Source organism: Cryobacterium glucosi (genome assembly GCF_004402235.1).
GTDB classification, from domain to species: domain Bacteria; phylum Actinomycetota; class Actinomycetes; order Actinomycetales; family Microbacteriaceae; genus Cryobacterium; species Cryobacterium glucosi.
The window spans coordinates 277,203-299,856 of sequence record NZ_SOFS01000012.1; the positions used below are offsets into that span (position 1 = coordinate 277,203).

19 protein-coding genes are annotated in these 22,654 nt (G+C 68.6%); 1 reads left to right on the forward strand and 18 read right to left on the reverse strand.

Annotated elements, in window-relative coordinates; all coding sequences use genetic code 11:
• Positions 1-98 precede the first annotated feature (98 nt).
• Positions 99-881 carry an alpha/beta fold hydrolase gene (locus tag E3O46_RS03935; protein ID WP_134560091.1) on the forward strand — a complete coding sequence of 261 codons (783 nt, stop codon included), beginning with the start codon at positions 99-101 and terminating at the stop codon, positions 879-881.
• Between the two features lie 66 nt (positions 882-947).
• Here the strand turns inward: E3O46_RS03935 and pyk are convergent, their stop codons facing one another.
• The 18 genes from pyk to E3O46_RS04025 form a co-directional block, all read right to left on the reverse strand.
• The gene (gene pyk, locus E3O46_RS03940) at positions 948-2,393 is read right to left on the reverse strand and encodes a pyruvate kinase (protein WP_134448728.1); all 1,446 of its coding nucleotides are present in this window, start codon (positions 2,391-2,393) and stop codon (positions 948-950) included.
• Positions 2,394-2,499: 106 nt separating this feature from the next.
• A complete protein-coding gene (locus E3O46_RS03945; protein ID WP_134448729.1) occupies positions 2,500-3,957 on the reverse strand; it encodes a glutamate synthase subunit beta in 1,458 nt (485 codons plus the stop codon).
• On the reverse strand, positions 3,950-8,527 hold the full coding sequence (gltB, locus tag E3O46_RS03950) for a glutamate synthase large subunit (protein WP_134561150.1): 4,578 nt from the start codon (positions 8,525-8,527) through the stop codon (positions 3,950-3,952). Before gltB ends, E3O46_RS03945 begins: the two co-directional genes overlap by 8 nt.
• Before the next feature lie 125 nt (positions 8,528-8,652).
• Positions 8,653-9,636, reverse strand: coding sequence for a prolipoprotein diacylglyceryl transferase (lgt, locus tag E3O46_RS03955; RefSeq protein ID WP_416173107.1), 984 nt, complete (start codon positions 9,634-9,636; stop codon positions 8,653-8,655).
• Positions 9,637-9,709: 73 nt separating this feature from the next.
• Complete coding sequence (gene trpA / locus E3O46_RS03960) at positions 9,710-10,552, reverse strand: tryptophan synthase subunit alpha (RefSeq protein WP_420897716.1); 843 nt, start codon at positions 10,550-10,552, stop codon at positions 9,710-9,712.
• Positions 10,549-11,766, reverse strand: a complete 1,218-nt coding sequence (gene trpB, locus E3O46_RS03965) for a tryptophan synthase subunit beta (RefSeq protein ID WP_134560083.1) — start codon at positions 11,764-11,766, stop codon at positions 10,549-10,551. Before trpB ends, trpA begins: the two co-directional genes overlap by 4 nt.
• Positions 11,767-12,537, reverse strand: a complete 771-nt coding sequence (trpC, locus tag E3O46_RS03970; RefSeq protein ID WP_134448732.1) for an indole-3-glycerol phosphate synthase TrpC — start codon at positions 12,535-12,537, stop codon at positions 11,767-11,769. It lies immediately after the preceding gene.
• A gap of 4 nt (positions 12,538-12,541) precedes the next feature.
• Entirely contained in the window at positions 12,542-12,769 is a 228-nt protein-coding gene (locus tag E3O46_RS03975) for a DUF6704 family protein (protein ID WP_134448733.1), read from the reverse strand.
• Positions 12,770-12,867: 98 nt separating this feature from the next.
• Positions 12,868-13,515 carry a Trp biosynthesis-associated membrane protein gene (locus tag E3O46_RS03980; protein ID WP_134448734.1) on the reverse strand — a complete coding sequence of 216 codons (648 nt, stop codon included), beginning with the start codon at positions 13,513-13,515 and terminating at the stop codon, positions 12,868-12,870.
• The gene (locus E3O46_RS03985; RefSeq protein WP_134448735.1) at positions 13,516-15,060 is read right to left on the reverse strand and encodes an anthranilate synthase component I; all 1,545 of its coding nucleotides are present in this window, start codon (positions 15,058-15,060) and stop codon (positions 13,516-13,518) included. It abuts the gene before it with no gap.
• Positions 15,057-15,491 (reverse strand): phosphoribosyl-AMP cyclohydrolase, encoded by a 435-nt coding sequence (hisI, locus tag E3O46_RS03990; protein ID WP_134561151.1) that lies wholly within the window; start codon positions 15,489-15,491, stop codon positions 15,057-15,059. The genes E3O46_RS03985 and hisI overlap by 4 nt, the downstream gene beginning before the upstream one ends.
• Positions 15,491-16,252: an imidazole glycerol phosphate synthase subunit HisF gene (gene hisF, locus E3O46_RS03995; RefSeq protein WP_134448737.1), complete on the reverse strand. Its 762-nt coding sequence runs from the start codon at positions 16,250-16,252 to the stop codon at positions 15,491-15,493. The genes hisI and hisF overlap by 1 nt, the downstream gene beginning before the upstream one ends.
• A 68-nt stretch (positions 16,253-16,320) precedes the next feature.
• Complete coding sequence (hisG, locus tag E3O46_RS04000) at positions 16,321-17,160, reverse strand: ATP phosphoribosyltransferase (RefSeq protein WP_134448738.1); 840 nt, start codon at positions 17,158-17,160, stop codon at positions 16,321-16,323.
• A 66-nt stretch (positions 17,161-17,226) separates the two neighbouring features.
• Complete coding sequence (locus E3O46_RS04005; RefSeq protein ID WP_134561152.1) at positions 17,227-17,490, reverse strand: phosphoribosyl-ATP diphosphatase; 264 nt, start codon at positions 17,488-17,490, stop codon at positions 17,227-17,229.
• Between the two features lie 12 nt (positions 17,491-17,502).
• Positions 17,503-18,171: a ribulose-phosphate 3-epimerase gene (gene rpe / locus E3O46_RS04010; protein ID WP_134448740.1), complete on the reverse strand. Its 669-nt coding sequence runs from the start codon at positions 18,169-18,171 to the stop codon at positions 17,503-17,505.
• 105 nt (positions 18,172-18,276) lie between these two features.
• Positions 18,277-19,668: an RsmB/NOP family class I SAM-dependent RNA methyltransferase gene (locus tag E3O46_RS04015; protein ID WP_134448741.1), complete on the reverse strand. Its 1,392-nt coding sequence runs from the start codon at positions 19,666-19,668 to the stop codon at positions 18,277-18,279.
• A complete protein-coding gene (gene fmt, locus E3O46_RS04020; protein WP_134448742.1) occupies positions 19,665-20,582 on the reverse strand; it encodes a methionyl-tRNA formyltransferase in 918 nt (305 codons plus the stop codon). Before fmt ends, E3O46_RS04015 begins: the two co-directional genes overlap by 4 nt.
• Positions 20,583-22,652, reverse strand: coding sequence for a primosomal protein N' family DNA-binding protein (locus tag E3O46_RS04025; protein ID WP_134448743.1), 2,070 nt, complete (start codon positions 22,650-22,652; stop codon positions 20,583-20,585).
• Between the last annotated feature and the right edge of the window lie 2 nt (positions 22,653-22,654).

Sequence of the window (22,654 nt, forward strand, 5' to 3'; positions counted from 1 at the left end):
TCAGTTCACTCACCCGTCTACAGTAGCGGCCCGGGCCAGAGACCTGGCCGCTCCCCGCAGCGCTCGCCCCGGCCGCCGGCGTGGTCAAATAGTGGACGATGAACACTCGAACAGCGCCCGCCCACCGCTTCGTCTACTCCGCGGACGGGGTCAACCTCGCGACCTACGAATTCGGTGATCCGTCGGACCCGACCGTGCTCGCCGTGCACGGCTTCGCGTCGAGCGCCGTCGCGAACTGGCACGCCACCGGCTGGACGAGGGACCTCCTGCGCGCGGGCTTCCACGTGATCGCGATCGACCAGCGTGGCCACGGCCTGAGCGACAAGCCGCACTCCCCCTCCGCGTACACGATGGACACGCTCGTCGCCGACGTGCAACAGGTCCTCGACGCCTACCTGCTCGACGAGGTCGCCTACGCGGGCTACTCCCTGGGCGCACGGGTCGGCTGGCAGGCGGCGAGTGAGCTCGAGGGGCGCGTGACCCGCGCGGTACTCGGCGGCATTCCGGACGGTGACCCGCTCACGCGGTTCCAGGTCGCCGATGCCCGCGCGCACATCGAACACGGCACCGAGGTGGGCGACCGGCTCACTGGCGCGTACCTCACCATGGCCAAGGCGTTGCCGGGCAACGATCTCGAGGCGCTCGTCGCGCTCGTCGAGGGCATGCGCGGCGGTCCCCAGCCCGGACCAGACAACGCGCCGTCCCAGCCGCTCCTGTTCGCGACCGGGAGCGAGGATCGAATCCTCGAGGCTTCGCGGGCCCTCGCGGAGGCCACGCCTGCCGGATCGTTCTTCGAGATCCCCGGCCGCAACCACTTCAACGCCCCGACCTCCCGCGCCTTCCGCGACGCGGCCATCGCGTTCCTGGGCACGACGGACTGATCCCGCCCGGACACTGGAAAAGCCCCGCCGACCGAAACGGTCGACGGGGCTTTCCTTCCAACGGGACTACTGCTTGACGTATGCCGGAGCAACCTCGTTGTGGGCGTCGCCGATGCGGTGCACCCGGATGTCGTTCGTCGAGCCGGCGATTCCGGGAGGGGAACCGCTGATGACGACGACCTTGTCACCGAGCTGGGCCAGGCCCTGGCCGAGCAGGATGTCGTCGACCTGGCCGAACATGGAGTCCGTGTGCGTGACCCGGTCCACGAGGTACGTCTGCACGCCCCAGGTGAGCGCGAGGCGGCGGCGGATGCCGGGCTCAGGCGTGAAGGCGAGCATCGGGATCTTCGACCGCAGGCGGGACATCCGGCGGGCGGAGTCTCCGGATTCGGTGAAGATGCAGAGGAACTTCGCGTCGACGAATTCCGCGACCTCGATCGCGGCGAGGGTGATCGCCCCGCCCTGGGTGCGCGGCTTGTTCGTGAGCGGCGCGATGCGCTCCAGGCCGTGGTCTTCGGTGGATGCGACGATCCGCGCCATGGTCTGAACCGTGACGACGGGGTATTCGCCGACACTGGTCTCGCCGCTGAGCATGACCGCGTCCGCGCCGTCGAGAACGGCGTTCGCGACGTCGGACGTTTCCGCACGCGTCGGGACCGGGCTGTGGATCATCGATTCGAGCATCTGCGTCGCGACGATGACCGGCTTGGCCATCCGGCGGGCGAGCTCGACGGCGTGCTTCTGCACGATCGGCACGGCTTCGAGCGGGAGCTCGACGCCGAGGTCACCACGGGCGACCATGATCGAGTCGAAGGCGTCGATGATCTCTTCGAGGTGCTCGACGGCCTGCGGCTTCTCGATCTTGGCGATGACGGGGACCTTGCGGCCTTCCTCTGCCATGATCTCGTGCACGCGGGTGATGTCTGCCGCGTCGCGCACGAAGGAGAGGGCGATCAGGTCGGTGCCGAGGCGGAGGCCCCAGCGCAGGTCTGCTTCGTCCTTCTCGGACAGTGCGGGAACGTTGACGGCAACACCGGGCAGGTTGATGCCCTTGTTGTTCGAGACCGGGCCGGCGACGATGACGCGCGTCGTGACGACGATGCCGTTTGTCGCGACGACCTCGACCTTGACCTTGCCGTCGTCGATCAGCAGGAAGTCGCCGGGCTTGACGTCGTTGGGCAGGCCCTTGTACGTCGTGCCGGAGAGTTCCCTCGTGCCGAGGACATCGTCCGTGGTGATCTTAAAGATGTCGCCGACGGCCAGTTCATAAGGGCCGCCCTCGAACTTGCCGAGCCGGATCTTCGGGCCCTGCAGGTCGACCAGGACGGCGACCGCACGACCGGAATCATTCGCTGCCTTGCGGATGTTCGCGTAGACGGCCTCGTGCACGGTGTAGTCACCATGGCTCAGGTTCATCCGGCAGACATCGACACCCGCGTCGATCAGGGCTCGAATTTGATCGTAACTGGCGGCTGCCGGCCCGAGGGTAGCGACAATTTTGGCGCGTCTCATTCTGAAAGTGCTCCGTTTTCCGCGCCGGGTAGGCGCATTCTTGTTCTGTGGTTCTGGAGGCCGCTTGGTGGCGTCCTCCGGCTAATCGCTCACTTCACAGGGACCGTTAGATGGCGAAGGCATGGTCGGTCGGTTTGACCGGAGCAGGTAGTTGTGTCTCACCTTCGAGGAATCGATCGACGGCGGCTGCAGCAGCACGACCTTCAGCGATCGCCCAGACGATGAGGGACTGTCCGCGACCGGCATCGCCGGCGACGAACACGCCCTCACGGCTGGTTTGGTAGTTACCGTCTCGAACGACATTACTCCGCCCATCGAGCGGCACGTGCAGCTGGCTGGTGAGCTCCGCCGATTCCGGGCCGGTGAATCCGAGTGCGAGGAGTACGAGGTCCGCGGGGATTTCACGTTCCGTACCCGCCTTGGGCACGCGCCGGCCATCGAGGTACTCGGTTTCAGCGACGCGGATGGCGCGCACCTCGCCGGCCTCGTTGGAGAGGAACTCGATCGTCGAGGCGAGGTATTCGCGGGTGCCGCCCTCTTCGTGGGCGCTCGAGACCTCGAACAGGGTCGCGGACATCGGCCACGGCTGGTGTTCGGGCCGTTCTGTGCCGGGCTGCCTGCCGATCGCGAGGTTCGTGACGGATGCCGCGAGCTGGCGGTGCGCCGTGCCGATGCAGTCGGCGCCGGTGTCGCCACCACCGAGGACGACGACATGCTTGCCCTCTGCGGTGATCTGGCTGTCGACCGTGTCCCCAGCGCCCGTGCGGTTCTGCTGCACGAGGTATTCCATCGCGAAGTGCACGCCGGGGAGGTCGCGGCCGGGGACGGGCAGGTCGCGGGGTACGAGCGCACCGGTCGCGACGACCACGGCGTCGTACCTGGCTCTGAGGTCGTCCCAGGTGATGTCGACGCCGATGTTCACGCCGGCGCGGAACCGGGTTCCCTCCGCCGTCATCTGCGCAAGGCGCAGGTCGAGGTGCTTCTTCTCCATCTTGAAGTCGGGGATGCCGTAGCGGAGCAGGCCGCCGATCCTGTCGTCGCGTTCGAACACGGCGACCGTGTGACCTGCGCGGGTGAGCTGCTGGGCCGCGGCGAGACCGGCGGGCCCCGATCCGACGACGGCGACCGTCTTGCCGGTCAGGCGCCCCGGCGGCTGCGGCTGCACCCAGCCGTTGGAGAAGGCCTGGTCGATGATCGAGACCTCGACCTGCTTGATCGTCACGGCTGGCTGGCTGATCGCGAGGACGCACGCAGACTCGCACGGGGCCGGGCAGAGCCGTCCGGTGAACTCAGGGAAGTTGTTCGTGGAGTGCAGGCGCTCGATGGCCTGCCTGCCTTCCTCCCGCCAGGTGAGATCGTTCCACTCCGGAATCAGGTTGCCGAGCGGGCAGCCCTGGTGGCAGAAGGGAACGCCGCAGTCCATGCAGCGGCCGGCCTGCCGTTTGAGAACGGCGGCGTCTCCCTGTTCGTAGACCTCTTTCCAGTCCATCAGGCGCACGGACACCGGGCGACGCGGCGGCAGTTCGCGCGCCTTCGTCGTGAGGAATCCCTTCGGATCAGCCATTGGTAACCTCCAGGATGCGGTTCCAGACGACGTCGCCGTCGGGGTCGAGACCCTCGGCGACGGCGTTCTGCCTGGTCGCCAGGACGGCGGCGTAGTCCCGCGGCAGAACCTTGACGAATGTGGACATGGTTGTTTCGAGATCCGACAGGAGAGCCGCGGCGAGCACGGAATCCGTCTGGTCCCGGTGTTGTTCGAGGAGATCGCTGACGATCTCCCTGTCGGCGCTTCCGAGCGGGAGAAGAGTGAGCTCCCCGGACTCGAGCGCCTGGCTGTTGACGTCCTCCGTGCGGAGTCCGTAGACGTATGCGGTGCCGCCGCTCATGCCCGCACCGAGATTGCGGCCGGTCTGGCCGAGGATCAGGGCGAGCCCGCCCGTCATGTATTCGAGGGCGTGGTCCCCGACGCCTTCGACGACCGCGGTCGCTCCGGAGTTGCGCACCAGGAACCGTTCGCCGACGATGCCGCGGATGAACATGCTGCCCTGGGTGGCGCCGTAGCCGATCACGTTGCCGGCAATGACGTTCTCCTCGGCGGAGAAGATGCTCGAACGGTCGGGGCGGACCACGATCTGACCGCCGGAGAGGCCCTTTCCGACGTAGTCGTTCGAGTCGCCTTCCAGCCTGAGGGTGATCCCGCCCGGCAGGAAGGCCCCGAACGACTGTCCCGCCGAACCGGTCAGCGTCACGTCGATCGAGCCGGCCGGAAGGCCGTTCTCGCCGTGCCGGATCGTCACCTCGTGGCCGAGCATCGTGCCGACGGCCCGTTCGGTGTTGCGGATCGGCAGGGCGATCTCGACCCGGCCGCCGTGCTCGAGCACGCTTCCCGCGCGCCTGATGAGCTCGTTGTCGAAGTGTTTGTCGAGTTCGTGTTCCTGGGGTCGACCGAACTGTCTCGGCTCGGAATCCGGGAAGTCAGGTCCGTCGAGGATCGGCGCGAGGTCGAGGCCCGCTGCCTTCCAGTGTTCGAGTGCGCCGTCGACGTCGAGGATCTCGTGGTGGCCGACGGCCTCCTGGAGGCTGCGGAAGCCGAGCTCCGCGAGATACTCGCGCACCTCCTGGGCGATGAACTCGAAGAAGTTCACGACATGGTCTGCCTTGCCCGTGAAGCGCTTCCGCAGCTCGGGGTTCTGGGTGGCGACGCCGACAGGGCAGGTGTCAAGGTGACAGACCCGCATCATGACGCAACCCTCGACGATCAGGGGCGCGGTCGCGAAGCCGAACTCCTCCGCTCCGAGCAGCGCGCCGATGATGACGTCCCTGCCGGTCTTGAGCTGGCCGTCGACCTGCAGGACGACGCGGTCACGCAGGCCGTTGAGCATCAGGGTCTGCTGGGTTTCCGCGAGTCCGAGTTCCCAGGGCGTCCCCGCGTGCTTGAGCGAGTTGAGCGGGCTCGCCCCGGTGCCGCCGTCATGGCCGGAGACCAGGATCACGTCCGACAACGCCTTGGCGACGCCGGCAGCGACAGCGCCGATGCCGGACTGGCTGACGAGCTTCGTGTGGATGCGAGCATCCGGGTTCGCCCGTTTGAGGTCGAAGATGAGCTGCTTGAGGTCTTCGATCGAGTAGATGTCGTGGTGCGGCGGCGGTGAGATCAGACCGACGCCCGCCGTGGCGTGCCGGGTGCGCGCGATCCAGGGATACACCTTGGTCGGCGGCAGCTGGCCGCCCTCACCGGGCTTGGCTCCCTGGGCGAGTTTGATCTGGATGTCGTCGGCGTGCGACAGGTACATGCTCGTCACCCCGAACCGTCCGGAGGCGACCTGCTTGACGGCGCTGCGGCGCTGCGGGTCGATCAGCCGGTCGAGGTCCTCGCCGCCCTCCCCGGTGTTCGACTTGCCGCCGATCCGGTTCATGGCGATCGCAAGGGTTTCGTGGGCCTCCGGGGAGATCGAGCCGTAGCTCATCGCACCGGTCGCGAAGCGCGTGACGATCGACGCGACCGATTCGACCTCGTCGAGGGGTACGGGGTGCCGCTTGTGCGTGTCGAAGGTGAACATGCCGCGGAGCGTCATGAGGCTCTCGGCCTGGTCGTCGACGAGTTTGGTGTACTCGCGGAAGATGTCGTAACGGCCGGTCCTGGTCGCGTGCTGGAGCCGGAAGATCGTCTCCGGGTTGAACAGGTGCGGGGAGCCGTCGCGGCGCCACTGGTACTCGCCGCCGGTGCTGAGGCGTTCGTGCGCCGTGACCGCTGCATCTTCCGGGTAGGCCGAGGCGTGGCGTGCTTCGTTTTCCGCGGCGATGACATCGATGCCGATGCCGCCGAGCTTGCTCGTCGTCCCGGTGAAGTACTGGGCGACAAAGTCCTGGCTCAGGCCGACGGCCTCGAAGGTCTGGGCTCCCGCATAGGACGACACCGTCGAGATGCCCATCTTGGACATGATCTTGAGCACGCCCTTGCCCAGGGCCTTGATGACGTTGCGCACGGCCTTCTCGGGTGAGACGTTCGTGATGTACCCGCTGCGGACCAGGTCCTCGCAGGTTTCCATCGCGAGGTACGGGTTGACCGCTGAGGCGCCATAGCCGATCAGGAGCGCGACGTGGTGCACCTCGCGCACGTCACCGGCCTCGACGACAATGCCGACCTTCATCCGGTTCTCCGTGCGGATCAGGTGGTGGTGCACGGCGGCGATCATCAGGAGCGACGGGATCGGCGCGAGATCCTTGTTGGAATCGCGGTCGGAGAGCACGATGAAACGGGCTCCGGCCTCGATGGCGTCGTCGACTTCGAGGCACATCGCGTCGATGCGGTTGGCCAGGGCGTCCGGGCCATCGTCGAAACGGTACAGGCCCCGGATGGTCGAGGTCGTCCGGCTGCCGGGGGCGGGGTCGATGTGCTGGATCTTGGCGAGTTCGTCGTTGTCGATGACCGGGAAGTCCAGGACCACCTGGCGCGCATGCTCCGGTCCGACGGACAGGAGGTTCCGCTCCGGCCCGAGTCCGAGCTTGAGGGAGGTCACGACCTCCTCCCGGATCGAGTCGAGGGGCGGGTTTGTCACCTGGGCGAACTGCTGGGTGAAGTAGTCGAAGATGAGCCGGGGCCGGTCGCTCAGAACGGCGATCGGCGTGTCGCTGCCCATGGCGCCGAGGGGTTCCCCGCCGGTGCGGGCCATCGGGGCGAGCAGGATGCGCACTTCTTCTTCGGTGTAGCCGAAGGTGCGCTGGCGGCGCACGACGGATGCCGGCGGGTGCACGATGTGCTCGCGCTCAGGGAGGTCCTTGAGGTTGATCCGGCCGGCGTCGAGCCAGTCCCCCCACGGTTCCATCGCGGCGAGTTCTGCCTTGATCTCGTCGTCCTCGATCAGCCGGCCCGCGACGGTGTCGACGAGGAACATCTTGCCGGGGCGGAGCCGGCCCTTGCGGACCACGCGGGCGGGGTCGATGTCGAGCACGCCGATCTCGCTCGCGAGCACGACGAGGCCGTCGTCGGTGATCAGGTACCGGCCGGGGCGGAGCCCGTTGCGGTCGAGCGTGGCGCCGACGAGGGAACCGTCGGTGAAGACGATCGCCGCGGGACCGTCCCACGGCTCCATCAGCATCGAGTGGTACTCGTAGAACGCGCGTCGTTCCTCGTCGAGCGCGGTCTGGTTCTCCCAGGCCTCAGGGACCATCATCATGACGGCGTGCGGCAGGGAGCGGCCGGAGAGGCTCAGGAGCTCGACGACCTCGTCGAAGGACGCGGAGTCGCTGCCGCCGGGGGTGACGATCGGCAGCAGCGGGGCGAGGTCTCCGAGCAGGGAGGATTCGAGCTGGGACTGGCGCGCGCGCATCCAGTTGCGGTTGCCCTGCACGGTGTTGATCTCACCGTTGTGCGCGATCATCCGGAACGGCTGCGCGAGCGGCCACGACGGGAAGGTGTTGGTCGAGTACCGGGAGTGCACGAGGGCGAGCTTCGAGACGAAGCGCGGGTCGGAGAGGTCCGGGTAGAAAGGTTCGAGCTGGAGGGTCGTGACCATGCCCTTGTAGACCAGGGTGCGGCAGGAGAGCGACGCGAAGTACGTCTCGAGTTCCCGCTCCGCGCGCTTCCGCAGCCGGACGGTCTGGCGGTCGAGCGCGATGTCCGCGACGCGTTCACCGTCGTCCTCCGTGCGCGAACTCTGGACGAAGAGCTGCTGGATCGCGGGCATGGCCGCCCTGGCCAGGTTTCCGACCTCGTCGGGGCGCACGGGGACTTCGCGCCAGCCGAGGATCTCGAGGCACTCCTCCTGGGCGATCCGGCCGATCTGGCGCTTGACGGCGCTGCGTTCGGTCGGGTCTGTCGGGAGGAACACGTTGCCGACGGCGTACCGCCCGGCGGCGGGGAGCTCGAATTCGACGACCTGGCTCAGGAAGTCGTGCGGGATCTGCGTGATGATGCCTGCGCCGTCGCCGGTTCCGGCGTCTGACCCGACCGCGCCGCGGTGTTCGAGGTTCCGGAGGGCGTCGAGGGCGATCGTGATGATGTCGTGCCCGGCGGTTCCGCGGAGTGTCGCGACCATGGCGAGCCCGCAGGCGTCCCGCTCGTCGGCAGGGTTGTACAGCCCCTGGGGCTGGGGAACGGTGCTGAAGCGGGAAAAGAGGGGTGACTGCGGCATGGGACCGTCCTCAGAGATAGCTGGCAAGTGGGGACGACGCTGGCCCGCGGGGGTGGAGATCATCTGCGTACAGTTGCGCGCCGACCCGTCGTACCGGGAGGGAGGCGGGAGCCGGGTGTACGGTCTCAGGCCTGGAGGCGCGGGTTGCTGGTGCTTGTGGCTGCAACGTCGCCCGATGCGGCGGGTTCGACGGCCTCATCACCGTGGTCCTCGAAATCCGTATCAAACTCTTCAGATTCTACCTCAGGGACGGGGCGCTTCCATTCCCGACCTGGGCGATAGACGCTGACTTCGAGTCCGGGGTGCCTGCGGCCCTGCACCACGATGAGGATGATGCCGAGGACCACCGCGATGATCGCTGCCCAGACGTTGGTGCGGATTCCGAAGAAGATCTCGCTCGGGTCGATGCGGATCGATTCGAAGAACGTCCGGCCGAGGCCGTACCAGACCAGGTACACACCGAAGGCGCGGCCCCAGCGGAGCGTGATCCGGCGTTCGATGAGGAGGATGACGATCACGCCGATCGTGTTCCAGATCATCTCGTAGAGGAAGGTCGGGTGGAACAGGGTGCCGGCCGGGAGCCCGACGGGGAAGGCCGGGTTGGTCGACGGCACCTCGAGGCCCCAGGGCAGGGTCGTCGGCAGGCCGAACAGTTCGGTGTTGAACCAGTTGCCGAGGCGTCCCATCGCCTGCGCGATGAGCATTCCGGGGGCGAGGGCATCCGCGAAGGACCAGAATTTCACGCCGGAGATCCGGCAGCCGATGTATGCTCCGACGGCCCCGCCGATGAGCGCACCGAAGATGGCGTTTCCGCCGTGCCAGATCGCGAAGACCTCCCAGGGGTTCGCACCGGCGTAGAAGTAGTCGGCAGGGTGGGTGAGCACGTGGTACGCCCGGGCGCCGACGATGCCGAGCGGAACGGCCCAGAGGATGATGTCGAGCACGACGCCCGGCTCGCCGCCGCGATTGCTGAGGCGCCTGCTCGTCATGACCGTCGCCGCGATGATGCCGGCCAGGATGCACAGCGCGTACGCGTGGATCGGGAACATACCGAGGTTGAAAGAACTCCACTCGGGGCCTGGGCTCGGAATGCTCAGCAGAAAAGACACCTGGGTATTACCTTTCGTAGCGGGGAAGCGTGGGAGCTCGCCTCGGTCAACTTACCCTAAACGGTCGCGTGCCCTAAACGGCGGCGCGGATCCCGGTCGCTCCGGCTGCAAGCCGGGCGGCCAGGGCTCCGAGGGCGGGGACTCCCCCGTCGGACAGCGCCTTGACCAGCGCGGAACCGACGATGGCGCCGTCCGCGTAGCCGAGGATCTCGCGCACCTGCTCCGGTGTCGAGATCCCGAGCCCGACGCACGCGCTCGTCGCGCCGGCGAGGCGCAGCCGGTCGATCAGGATGCGGGCGGCCGAGTCGACGTCGGAACGCGCCCCGGTGATGCCCATGGTGGAGACGGCGTACACGAAACCCCGGCTGACCTCGACCGCGTGGGCGAGCCGTTCGTCTGACGACGAGGGCGCGGCGAGGAAGACCCGGTCGAGCCCGGTGCGGTCGCTCGCCGCGAACCAGTCTGCTGCGTCGTCGGGGATGAGGTCGGGGGTGATCAGGCCTGCGCCGCCTGCGGCGAGCAGGTCGTCGGCGAAGCGGTCGACCCCGTACTGCAGGATCGGGTTCCAGTAGGTCATCACGAGGACAGGGGCGTCGACGCGTGCGGTGATCGCCGCGACGGCTTCGATTCCGTGGCGGAGCCGGAAACCGTTGGCGAGGGCCTGCTGGGTGGCCGCCTGGATCACGGGGCCGTCCATCACGGGGTCGGAGTACGGGAGCCCGAGCTCGATGATGTCGACGCCGTTCTCCGCGAGGGCGACGGCGGCCTCGATGCTCTCAGCGAGGGTGGGGAATCCGACGGGAAGATAGCCGATCAGGGCACCGCCGCCCTCTGCCTTGCGCCGGGCGATCGTGGCTTCGACCCTGCTGGTGCGGTTGGGCGTCATCGGTGTGCTGGTCTTCGTCGTTGCGGTCATAGCTGCTGTGCACCCTCGTCGAGCAGGTCGAAGTATCGGCCCGCCGTTTCCATGTCCTTGTCCCCGCGACCGCTGAGGCTGACCAGGATGGTCGCCTCCGGTCCGAGCCGTTTGCCGAGCTCGAGGGTTCCGGCGAGGGCATGGGCCGACTCGATCGCCGGGATGATGCCCTCCGTGCGGCTGAGGAGGCGGAACGCGTCCATCGCCGCGGCGTCGGTGACGGGCAGGTACGTCGCCCGTCCGATGGTCGAGAGCCAGGAGTGCTCCGGTCCGACCCCCGGGTAGTCGAGTCCGGCCGAGATGGAGTGCGACTCGACGGTCTGGCCGTCCTCGTCCTGCAGCATGAGGCTGCGCGCCCCGTGCAGGATCCCCGGGCGTCCCTTGGTCAGGGTCGCGGCGTGGCGCGGGGTCTCGATGCCCTCTCCGCCTGCTTCGTACCCGTAGAGGGCGACAGCAGGGTCGTCCAGGAAGGCGTCGAAGATTCCGATGGCGTTGGAACCGCCGCCGACGCACGCGGTGACGGCGTCGGGGAGGCGCCCGGTGAGTTCGAGCACCTGGGCGCGGGCCTCTTCTCCGATGATCTTCTGGAAGTCGCGCACCATCGCGGGGAAGGGGTGCGGACCTGCGACGGTGCCGAAGATGTAGTTGGTGGTCTCGACGTTCGTGACCCAGTCGCGCATGGCGTCGTTGATCGCGTCCTTCAGGGTGCGCGACCCGGTGCGGACGGAGACGACCTCTGCACCGAGGAGGCGCATCCGTGCGACGTTGAGGGCCTGCCGTTCGGTGTCGACCTCGCCCATGTAGACGACGCACTCGAGCCCGAACAGCGCGGCGACGGTCGCGGTCGCGACGCCGTGCTGGCCGGCGCCGGTCTCGGCGATGACCCGGGTCTTGCCGATGCGCTTGGTAAGAAGCGCCTGGCCGAGGGCGTTGTTGATCTTGTGTGACCCGGTGTGGTTGAGGTCTTCGCGCTTGAGGATCACCCGGGCGCCGCCGGCGTGCGCGGCGAACCGCGGCACCTCCGTGATGATCGACGGTCGGCCGGTGTAGCTCCTGTGCAGTTCCATCAGCTCAGCGGCGAAGGCCGGGTCGACCTTGGCCAGCGCATATTCGTTCGTGAGCTCGTCGAGGGCTGCGACGAGCGACTCCGGGACGAACCGGCCTCCGAAGTCGCCGAAGTACGGGCCTGTTTCGGTTCGAAGGGACGTGGACATTTAGACCGCCAGAAATTCGGTAAGGGTGAGGATGGGATCGTTCGTGACGAGCGCTTCGCCGACGAGGACGACGTCGGCGCCGGCGGCACGATAGTGGGCGACGTCCGCGGCCGTCTTGACCGCTGATTCGGCGACGCGGATGACACCGGAGGGGATCCGGTCTGCGAGGCGGCCGAAGAGCTCCTGGTCGAGCTGGAACGTCGACAGGTCGCGGGCGTTGACCCCGACGAGGCTTGCACCGATATCCAGCGCACGGTCGACTTCTTCGGCGCTATGGGTCTCGACGAGGGCCGTCATGCCGAGTTCGCGGACGAGGGCCTGGAGGGACCCGAGGGTGGCCTGGTCGAGTGCCGCGACGATGAGGAGCACGAGGTCTGCGCCCGCGGCCCTGGCCTCGAGGACCTGGTACGGCTCGCCGATGAAGTCCTTGCGGAGGACAGGGATGGACACGGCGGATCGCACCTGTTCGAGGTCGGCGAGGGACCCGAGGAAACGGCGTCCCTCTGTGAGCACGCTGATGGCGCTCGCCCCGCCGAACTCATAGGAGACGGCGAGGGCGGCAGGGTCCGAGATCTCGGCGAGGGTGCCCCGGGAAGGACTCGCCCGCTTCACTTCCGCGATGATCTTGACCCTGTCGGCCGGTGCGAGGGCGTGCAGTGCGTCGATGGCGGGGGCGCGATCGAGGGCCGCCGATTCGACGGCGGCGAACGGACGGGTGAGGCGCCGTTCAGCGGCGTCTGACAGTGCCCCGGCGAGGAGTTCGGACAGCACTCGGCTAATGACTTTCGTGCGGCGCTGCGTCGGCGACGCCGTAGCCCAGCCGGCTCAGTACGAACCCGGCGATCGGGCCGAGGACGAGGAGGACGACAGAGGCCCACACCAGCCACGGCACATCGAGGAAGAAGGCGACGGTGCCGATCGTGATCGCGACGAGCATGACGACGACAGCCGTCCAGGCCGCGATCGAGTGGCCTTCGCCTGGGTCTACCGACTCGAAGCTCATGGTTCTCCTTCTGGGCGTCAACTGCGTACGCATGGGCGTCATCTGCGGACGCGTGGATTGTGGGTCCTGGTGCGGCTCAAGTCTAGCGGCGGCGCCGATCACCGGTCACCGGCCGTTTCGGTGGGATCATCGCCGCGCGTGAGCCCGTCCCAGGTGATGACGGCATCCTCTCGCGCGTCTTCACCGGCGGAAGCAGCCGGCTGGCCGCCGGGTGCACCGTCCGCGGGCTCGAAGCGCACGGCCTGGTATCGACTCGTCGCGCCGGGCCAGCGGCGATTCGTGACGAGGATGCCGACACCGGCCGCGGCCATGATGACACCGGCCGCGAAGCCGGCGAAGGCCCAGGGTGTGAGGGCGGCCGCAGTGACGCCGTCCTGGATCGAGGCGTTACCCGCGATGCCCGTCGCTTTGGTGATCGCGGCCGCGCTCGCTGCGGCGGGGTTGCCGATGGCGAGGCCGGCACCGAGGGAGACCGAGAAGCCGAGAAGCACCTCGAGGGCGCCGAGTACGACCCGGATCACGGGGCCCGCGATCGTGAGTGCGCCGGCGAGGGCGAGCCCGGCGAGGGCGAGGGCGCTCAGCGCGCCCGCTGCGGTCGAACCGCTGATCGGCAGGTCGACGGTCGATGACCCCTGCACGACGCGCACGTCGATCCAGACCTGGCTCCAGGCGAGGAGCGCGAGTCCGCTCGCGGCGATGACGAGGAGCACCAGCCGGAGCTTGAGGGTGCGACCGGTTCGCTTCACCTAGTGCACCCGCTTCATGGCGTTGGCGATCGCGACGGCGCGCAGCGGTGCCGCGGCCTTGTTGACCGATTCCTGGAACTCGCTCGCGGGATCGGAGTCTGCGACGAGGCCTCCCCCGGCCTGCACCCTGGCCACACCGTTGCTGATCGTGGCGGTGCGGATGGCGATGGCCAGGTCCGCGTCCCCGGCGAACCCGAAGTAGCCGACCACTCCCCCGTAGACACCGCGCTGGGTGGGCTCGAGATCGTCGATGATTTCGAGCGCCCGCGGCTTCGGCGCCCCGGACAGGGTTCCGGCCGGGAAGGTCGCCCGGAACACGTCGATGGCCGTCTTCCCCTGCAGCAGGTTGCCCTCGACGGACGAGACGAGGTGCATGATGTGGCTGAATCGCTCGATGCGTTTGAACTCGGTGACCTCGACGGAGCCGGGTGCGCAGACCTTGAGCAGGTCGTTCCTGGCGAGGTCGACGAGCATCAGGTGTTCCGCACCTTCCTTGGGGTCACCGGCGAGCTCGGTCTCGAAGTCGGCGTCCTGCTCCGGGGTGGTACCGCGCGGCTTGGATCCGGCGATCGGGTGGGTGAACACGCGCCCGTTCTGGACCTTGACGAGGGCCTCAGGGGACGATCCGACGATCCAGTACGGTTCCCCTGTCGCGGACTCGAGGCCGAGCAGGTACATGTACGGGCTCGGGTTGAGGCTGCGGAGCACCCGGTAGACGTCGATCGGGTCGGCCGTGCACTCCTGGTCGAAACGCTGGGAGATGACGACCTGGAAGATGTCCCCGTCGACGATGTGCCGCTTGGCGGTGTCGACGGAGGCCAGGAAGTCGTCGCGGGTGGTGCGGGCGCGCATCGTCGCGGGGGCCGACATGTCGACCTCGGCGAGCCAGGCCTCCGCAGGCACGGCGAGCCTGGCCTGCATCGAATCGAGCCTGGCCTGGGCGGTCGCCCAGAGCGTGTCCGCGGCGTCGATCCCGTCGTTCAGGACGTTGGCGATCAGCTGGACCGTGCCGAACTTGTGGTCGATCGCGACGAGGTCTGCCACGAAACTGAAGGCCTGGCCTGGTACGTCATAGTCTGCGGTGGGCTGGTTGGGCAGGCGTTCCAGCTGACGAACGGCCTCCCAGCCGATGAACCCGACGAGACCGCCGGTCAACGGCGGGTGCCCGGGAAGCCGCGGCGTCTGCCAGCGGGCGTACAGGGTGGCGAGGGCCTCGAGCGGCGGCTGGGCCGCTGCCGGGCCGAGGACGCGTGCGGCGTCGACGCCGTAGGGGATCCACCGGGTTTCCGAACCCTGCTGGGTCAGGACGCCGAACGACGACACCCCGACAAAGGAGAACCGCGACCAGATGCCGCCCTGTTCCGCCGACTCGAGCAGGAAGCTGCCCGGTTGACCGGCCGCGAGTTTGCGGTAGATGCCGACGGGGGTCTCCCCGTCCGCGAAGAGTTCGCGGATCACGGGGATGACGCGGTGCCCTGCTACCAGCGCGTCGAACTGCGCGGCCGTCGTCGTGCCGGCCGTACTCGTCTGGGAATCCGTCGTCATGCGTGTTCTCCGTCTGTCGCGTCGGGGTCTGTCGCATCGGGGTCTGTCGCATCGGGGTCTGTCGCATCGGGCCTGGCGCCGTGGGCGACGTCGATGTCCCGCCCGTCGAAGCACGTGTGGGTTCCGGTGTGGCAGGCCCCGCCGACCTGGTCGACCTGGACGAGCAGGGTGTCTGCGTCGCAGTCGAACGCTGCGCCGCGCACGTACTGAGCGTGCCCGGACGTGTCGCCCTTGCGCCAGTATTCCTGGCGCGAACGTGACCAGAATGTCACGCGGCCCTCTGAGAAGGTCCGCCGGAGGGCTTCCTCGTTCATCCAGCCCAGCATGAGCACCTCGCGGGTGTCCCACTGCTGGATCACGGCGGGCAGGAGGCCGTCCGCATTGAAGACGGCGCACCCGAGGGCATCCTCGATGGTCTGCAGGGGTGTCATCAGCGCACCACGAGTCCTTCCCTGGCGAGTTCGTGTTTGACGTCTCCGATACTGAGTTCGCCGTTGTGAAAGACGGATGCCGCGAGGACGGCGTCTGCGCCTGCCCGGATCGCGGGCGGAAAATCTTCGACCCGTCCAGCGCCGCCGGAGGCGATCACGGGTACGCTGCTGATTTCGCGCATGAGGCCGATCAGCTCGAGGTCGAAGCCATTCTTGGTCCCGTCCGCGTCGATGGAGTTGACGAGCAGCTCCCCCGCTCCGAGTTCGATCGCGAGCCTGGCCCAGGCGAGGGCGTCGAGGTCGGTCTCCGTGCGGCCGCCGTGGGTCGTCACGACGAACCCGGATTCCGTGCGGTCGCTGCGCTTCACGTCGAGGGACAGCACGAGCACCTGTGAACCGAAGCGGTCGGCGATCTCGCCGATCAGGGCAGGGCGGAGGATTGCGGCGCTATTGACGCCGACCTTGTCAGCGCCGCTCGCCTGCAGCCGCGAGACGTCTTCGACTCCCCGGATCCCGCCGCCGACGGTGAGCGGGATGAAGACCTGCTCCGCTGTGGCGCGCACGACGTCGTACGTCGTCGCCCGGTTGTCGACGGTCGCGGTGACGTCGAGGAACGTGAGTTCGTCTGCACCCTGCTCGTAGTACCGTCGCGCCAGTTCGACCGGGTCGCCCGCGTCCCTGAGGTTCTGGAAGTTGACGCCTTTGACGACCCGGCCGTTGGCCACGTCGAGGCACGGGATGACCCGCACGGCAAGACTCACGATTGCACCTCCGGGGCTCTGCTGCCCAGTGTTGTTCCGCCCGTTGCTATTCTGCCCACAATCGGGTTCTACAGGCGGGCGTTGTGGATGGCGCTGATCAGGATGGCCCGGGCGCCGAGCTCGTAGAGGGCGTCCATGATGTGGTTGCTGTCGTGACGCGGGACCATCACGCGCACGGCGACCCAGTCGGGGTCGTGCAGGCTCGACACCGTGGGTGACTCGATCCCGGGGGCGAGCAGGCAGGCCGCGTCGAGTTTGACGAGCGGGATGTCGTAGTCCATCAGCACGTACTGGCGGGCGACGAGCACGCCCTGCAGACGGCGGAGGAGCGTGTGGATGCCGGCGTTCTCGTTCTCGGAGGTGATCAGGACCGCCGTCGATTCGAGGATGACCGGGCCGAAGATCTCGAGGCCGGCCTTGCGCAGGGTCGTTCCGGTCGAGACGACGTCGGCGACAGCATCCGCGACACCCAGCTGGACGGCGGACTCGACGGCGCCGTCGAGGGTCACGAGGGTGACCGTGACGGAGTGACGGGCCAGGAAGGCTTCGACGAGACCGGGGTAGCTCGTCGCGACGCGGAGCCCTTCGAGGTCACTCAGCTCGCCGAAGCGTCCGGCGGGGCCCGCGAAGCGGAAGGTCGAGTCGCCGAAGTCGAGGCTCGCGATCTCCCGTGCCGGGGAGCCGGAATCAAGCAGAAGGTCCCGGCCGGTGATTCCGACGTCGAGCGCCCCGCTGCCGACGTAGGTGGCGATGTCCCGCGGACGCAGGTAGAAGAACTCGACGCCGTTGCGCGGGTCGGACACGACGAGGTCGCGCGGGTCGCGACGCCCGGTGTACCCGGCCTCGTGCAGCATCTGCGCCGCGGTTTCGGACAGGGAGCCCTTGTTGGGCACGGCAATTCTCAGCATCTCAACACTCTCAGCAGGTCAGTTCTCGGGGTAGGGATGGCGGCGCCGGCCGCTGCGGCGGCCGGTTCAGAGGTGCTTGTAGACGTCGGCGAGGGTGAGCCCCTTCGCCAGCATCATGACCTGCACGTGGTAGAGCAGCTGGCTCATCTCTGCGGCGGTTTCCTCGTCGCTCTGGAACTCCGCTGCCATCCAGACTTCGGCAGCTTCTTCGACGATCTTCTTGCCGATGGCATGCACTCCCGCGTCGAGTTCATGGACGGTTCCGGAGCCTTCCGGCCGGTTGAGTGCTTTTTCGCCCAGTTCAGCGAAGAGGTTGTCGAATGTTTTCACTCCCCTAGGTTACTAGTGCGCGTGCGAGTGCGCGGTCGCAGCAGTCCTCAGGAGAGCGATCCGGGCCTCGGGATCCGGGAAACCGAACACGCTCGAGCCGGCGACGAAGGTATCCGCGCCCGCCTCTGCGGCCACGACGATGGTCTCCTCCGTGATGCCGCCGTCGACCTGCAGCCAGATGTCCCTGCCACTGGCCCTGACGGCATCCGCCACCGTGCGGAGCTTGCGCATGGTCGACGGCAGGAAGCTCTGGCCGCCGAAACCGGGCTCGACGGTCATCACGAGGACCTGGTCGAATTCGGCGAGGAACTCGAGGTACGGCTCGATGGCGGTGCCCGGCTTCAGGGCGATGCCCGCGCGGGCGCCTGCTGCCCGGAGCTTGCGCGCAAGCGCGACCGGGTTGGTCGTCGCCTCACCGTGGAAGGTCACGGAGAACGCTCCGGCCTCGGCGAATTTCGGTGCCCACCGTTCCGGATCCTCGATCATGAGGTGCGCGTCGACGGGCAGCGCAGAGACCTGCATGATGCGCTCGGCGACGGGGAGCCCGAAGGTGAGGTTCGGCACGAAATGGTTGTCCATCACGTCGACGTGCACGAGGTCGGCGGTGCGGATGCGACCGAGGTCGCGTTCCAGGTTCGCGAAGTCTGCGGCGAGAATGCTGGGGCTGATCCTGATCGGCATGCCTTCACCCTATCGCCGCAGGCATGCCACCCCACTCCGTGAGGTGTCGCACATCGACCTTCATTCGCCCGGCGAACGTCGATATGCGACACCTCACGAGTATTGCTAAGCGGTGCGCTCGAGCAGGGTGATGAACATCGCGTCGGTTCCGTGGCGGTGCGGCCACAGCTGCACGCTCGTTCCGTCGCCCGGCAGGTCGAGCGGGGTGCCGCTGAATCCCTGGACGACCGCGGCCGTGTCGACGGCCCGCACCCGGTCTCCCCACTTCTTCAGCGCCGTGGCGACAATGCCGCGGCTCTCCGCGATGTGCGGTGAGCACGTGACGTATGCAAGGAGGCCGCCGGGCTTCAGTGCGCCGAGCGCCGCGTCGATGAGGCCGGACTGCAGGTCGGAGAGTTCGGCGACGTCGCGCGGAAGCTTGCGCCAGCGCGCCTCCGGCCGGCGACGCAGTGCGCCGAGACCCGTGCACGGTGCGTCGAGCAGGATGCGGTCGAATTCCTCGGAGTGGTTGACGGCGATGCGGGTCCCGTCGAGTTCCCAGACCGGAACGGTGCCCGGGACCGCGGAGAGGGCGCGGCGCACGAGCGTGGCCCTCGCCGGAACGAGCTCGTTTGCAACGAGTTCGGCGCCACCCGCGCGCGCTTCTGCGGCGAGCAGGGCCGCCTTGCCGCCGGGTCCGGCGCAGAGGTCAAGCCAGCGTTCTCCCGGCGTGATGGGGCGTGCCCGGCTCAGGGTGAGTGCTGCGAGCTGCGAACCCTCGTCCTGCACCCGGATGCGGCCGTCGTGGTCGGTGACGAGGTGAACGGGGTCTCCGCCCGCGAGCATGAACCCGACCGGGGAGTACTCGTTGGGTCGGCCGAGGCCGGCGGTCTCCTCTGCTGTCGTGATGCCAGGCAGCGCGACCATGTTGACCCGGGGGGCGGCGTTATCGGCGATAAGCAGGTCTTCGAGTTCGTCCTCACGGCCTTCGAGGCGCAGCGACTGCCTGAATGCGCGCACGACCCACACCGGGTGCGAGTGTTCGGCGGCGAGCCGGTCGTCCGCGGAGCCTGCTCCGGCGAGGACCCGTTCGCGCCACTCCTCCGGGGTCGAGCGGGAGATGGTGCGAAGCACGCCGTTGGTGAAGCCCGTCGCTGCACGGGAGCCGACCTGGCGGGCCAGTTCGACGGATTCGTTGACGGCGGCGTGGGTCGCGACGCGCGTCGCGAGCAGCTGGTGGGCGCCGAGGCGCAGTACGTCGAGAATGGCCGGGTCGATCGCGGAGACCGGCCGGCCGGCCGCTTCCGCGATCACGAGATCGTAGTAGCCCTGCATGCGCAGGGTGCCGTAGGTCAGTTCGGTGGCGAGGGCGGCATCCGCCGTGCTGAGGGCGGCCCGCTGGATACGGGTCGGCAGCAACAGGTTCGCGTAGGCGTCCGACTCACGGACGGCCGCGATGACCTCGTAGGCGACGCGGCGGGCGGGCTGGACGAAGCCCTGGTGCTGTTGGACGCTCATGAGGCGACCACGTCCGTCGCCGCCATGCCGCGCCACCAGTCGATTGCCTTCATCTGTGTCTTTCCAGCCGGTTGCACCGTGACGAGCTCTAGCGGCTCCGTCCCGGTTCCAACCAGCACTTTCTTGTCGAATTCGCGAATCACGCCCGCCGGAAGCGGCTGGGCGCCGTGGGTCGGCGCGAGGTCGAGGACCTTGAGGCGCGCTTCGCCGAGCATGGTGAAGGCTCCGGGTTCCGGCGTCACGCCGCGCACCCGGTTGTAGACGACCTCAGCGGATGCGGCCCAGTCGATCCTGGCGTCGGCGAGGCCGAGCTTGGCGGCCGTGGTCGGCTCGCCCACCTGGGGCACCGCCTCGATCGTGCCGGCCTCGAGCTGGTCGACGACGTTCCTGAGCAGCACGGCACCGCTGTGACTCAGGGACTCGAGGAGCCCGCCGGCGGTCGCGTGCCGGGAGATCGGTTCGGAGAAGCTCGCGAACACGGCGCCGGCGTCGAGCTCGGCGACGAGCTGGAAGACCGCGGCTCCCGTCCGTTCGTCTCCGGCCATGATGGCGCGCTGCACGGGCGCTGCCCCGCGCCAGCGCGGCAGCAGGGAGAAGTGCAGATTGATCCAGCCGAGGCGGGGAACGGAGAGCAGGGGTTCCCGCACGAGCCCGCCGTATGCGACGATGACGCCGAGGTCGGGTTCGATGGCTTCGATTCGTTCCGTCGCCGCAGCGTCGAGGCGATTGGTCTTGAGCAGCGGAAGTCCGAGCCCGGCAGCGGCCTGCGCGAGGGGTGACGGGGTGAGCACGCGCTTCCGGCCGAGGGGGGCATCCGCCCGGGTGATGACCGCCGCGATGGAGTGCGGCGAGTCGGCAAGGGCCTGGAGACTGGGCACCGCCACCTGGGGCGTGCCCGCGAATACGAGTTTCATTTAGAGCAGCTCCGGGTCGTCGAATCGTACTTTGAGTGTAGGTGCCGGGCGGAAGGCGGCGCCCTTGGCCCGGCGGCGGCGCGCTGCATTGCGCACAATCGCAGCCTTCACGAGCCTCGCCACGTCGTCGCCGTCGACGTAGTTGAACCGCACGACGGCCCGGACGAGGGGGTCGACGGTTGTGACAGGACCGAGCACATCGAGGCCGGGAACGTCCGTGAGATCCTCGACCGCCGCTGCGACATCGGCGGCGGTCCCCGTCACAGAGGCGACGCGCACGGCGGGCGGGAAGCGCAGCTGCCTGCGGTCAGCGAGTTCTGCCGCTGCGAAGGCACCGGGCTGCCACGCGTTGAGCGCCGTCGCGAGTGCCCCGCCGACGCCGGCGAGCATGACGGACGCGCCGGGGGCGGCGAGGGCTGCTGCGTTGCTCCACCAGCGCAGGCAGTCCTCTGCGACGCCGAGGGACTCGCGGGCGAGCATCTTCTCACCGTCGAGCAGGAGGATCGCCCGGTAGCCGCCTTCGGGGATCGGCTCGGCACCGCGCGTCGCGACGACGAGGGCAGGGGCGGCCCCGATCTGCTGCAGCGGATGCTCCCCGTCGGCGACGAGGACCAGCGCGCCGGGAAAGGCGCGGCCCAGTTCCTCGGCGGTGCGCCCGGTTCCGAGGGACACCACCCGCAGGGACCTGCCCTCACAGTGCAGGCAGCTCCAGCCTGCCGCAAGCTTGCCGCACCAACGGCAGGACGGCACGGCGTTCGCGCTCGCGAGGGCGAGCGGTCCCTGGCAGTGCGTGCAGCGGGCCGATTTCTTGCAGGTCTGGCAGGCGAGGGTCGGCGCGTACCCGGGGCTCGCGACCTGGACGAGGACGGGTCCGTCAGCGAGGGCGGCCCTGGCCACCTGCCAGGCGGCGGAGGGGATCCGGTTGGTCCGCTCCTGGCGGTCGGGACTGAGCTGGAATTCAGTAGGGATCACCCGGGGATGCCGAGGGCTCAGGGGGTGCGCCTCGCCGAGAAAGCCCAGTTCGAGGAGCCGCTGCACGGGCACGCTGCGGGTGTGCCCGAAGAACATCAGTGCGCACCCGCTCAGGGCCTGGCGGACCAGTGCTGCGTCGCGGGCATGGACGTAGGGGCTGAGCGGTTCGGAGTGCAGGGGGTCCCCGTCGTCCCAGAGCAGGATCGCCCCGAGGTTGTGCGCCGGCGCGTAGACCGCAGACCGGTTGCCGAGGATGATCCGCGGGGTGGGTTCCAGGCAGGCGAGGAAGGCGCGGTAGCGCTCGGGGTTGGGCTGGCGGGCATCGACCCTGCTCACGGTTCCCGCGGGCGCGCAGGCATCGAGGGCGGCCTGGAGCTGGTCCTGGTCGCGGTAGTCGGGAACGCAGAGGATGGCGCTTCGCCCGCTCCGAACGGTTGCCGTGGCGAGTTCGGCCATCGTGGTGGCCCAGTGGCCGACGGTGCGCCCGTCCGGCAGGGCGACGAGGGCGGGTACGGCGGCCACGCTGAGGCGCCTCTGCTCGGCCAGGGCCGCGTCGAGCAGACCGGCCGGGTAGTCAGCGAAACCGGCGGATGCCGCCGGTTCGGCTTCCGGAGCAGGTTCGGCTTCGTCCTGCGCGGCTTCGTCCTGCGCGGCTTCGTCCTGCGCGGCGAGCCAGGCCTTCTCGACCCGCACAGCGCGAGGGGGGATCGCGAGCCGGAGCACGTCGCTCGCGTTGCCGGCCGCGCGGTCGGCGACGCGACGTGCGAGCCGCCAGACCTCCGCCGTGAGCACAGGGGCAGCGGACACGATGGCCTCGACCGGGCTCAGGGCGCCATGGAAGTCGGCGGCGGCGTCCTTCGGGGGCTCGATGCCGGACACCGGTGCGTTCAGGGTCGCGAGGACGGCTCCCCCGGCATCGAGGACCTCGATCAGGTAGCCGTCGGCGACGCGTCCGGCCGAGCGCAGGGGCACCCGGACCCGCACTCCCGGCCGCGCGGCCGCGGCGAGGTCGTCCGGGATGCCGTAATCGAAGAGATGGTCGAGCTGGGGCAGTGTCGACTCGATCAGGACGCGTGCCACGAGGCCCGTGCGTCCCATGA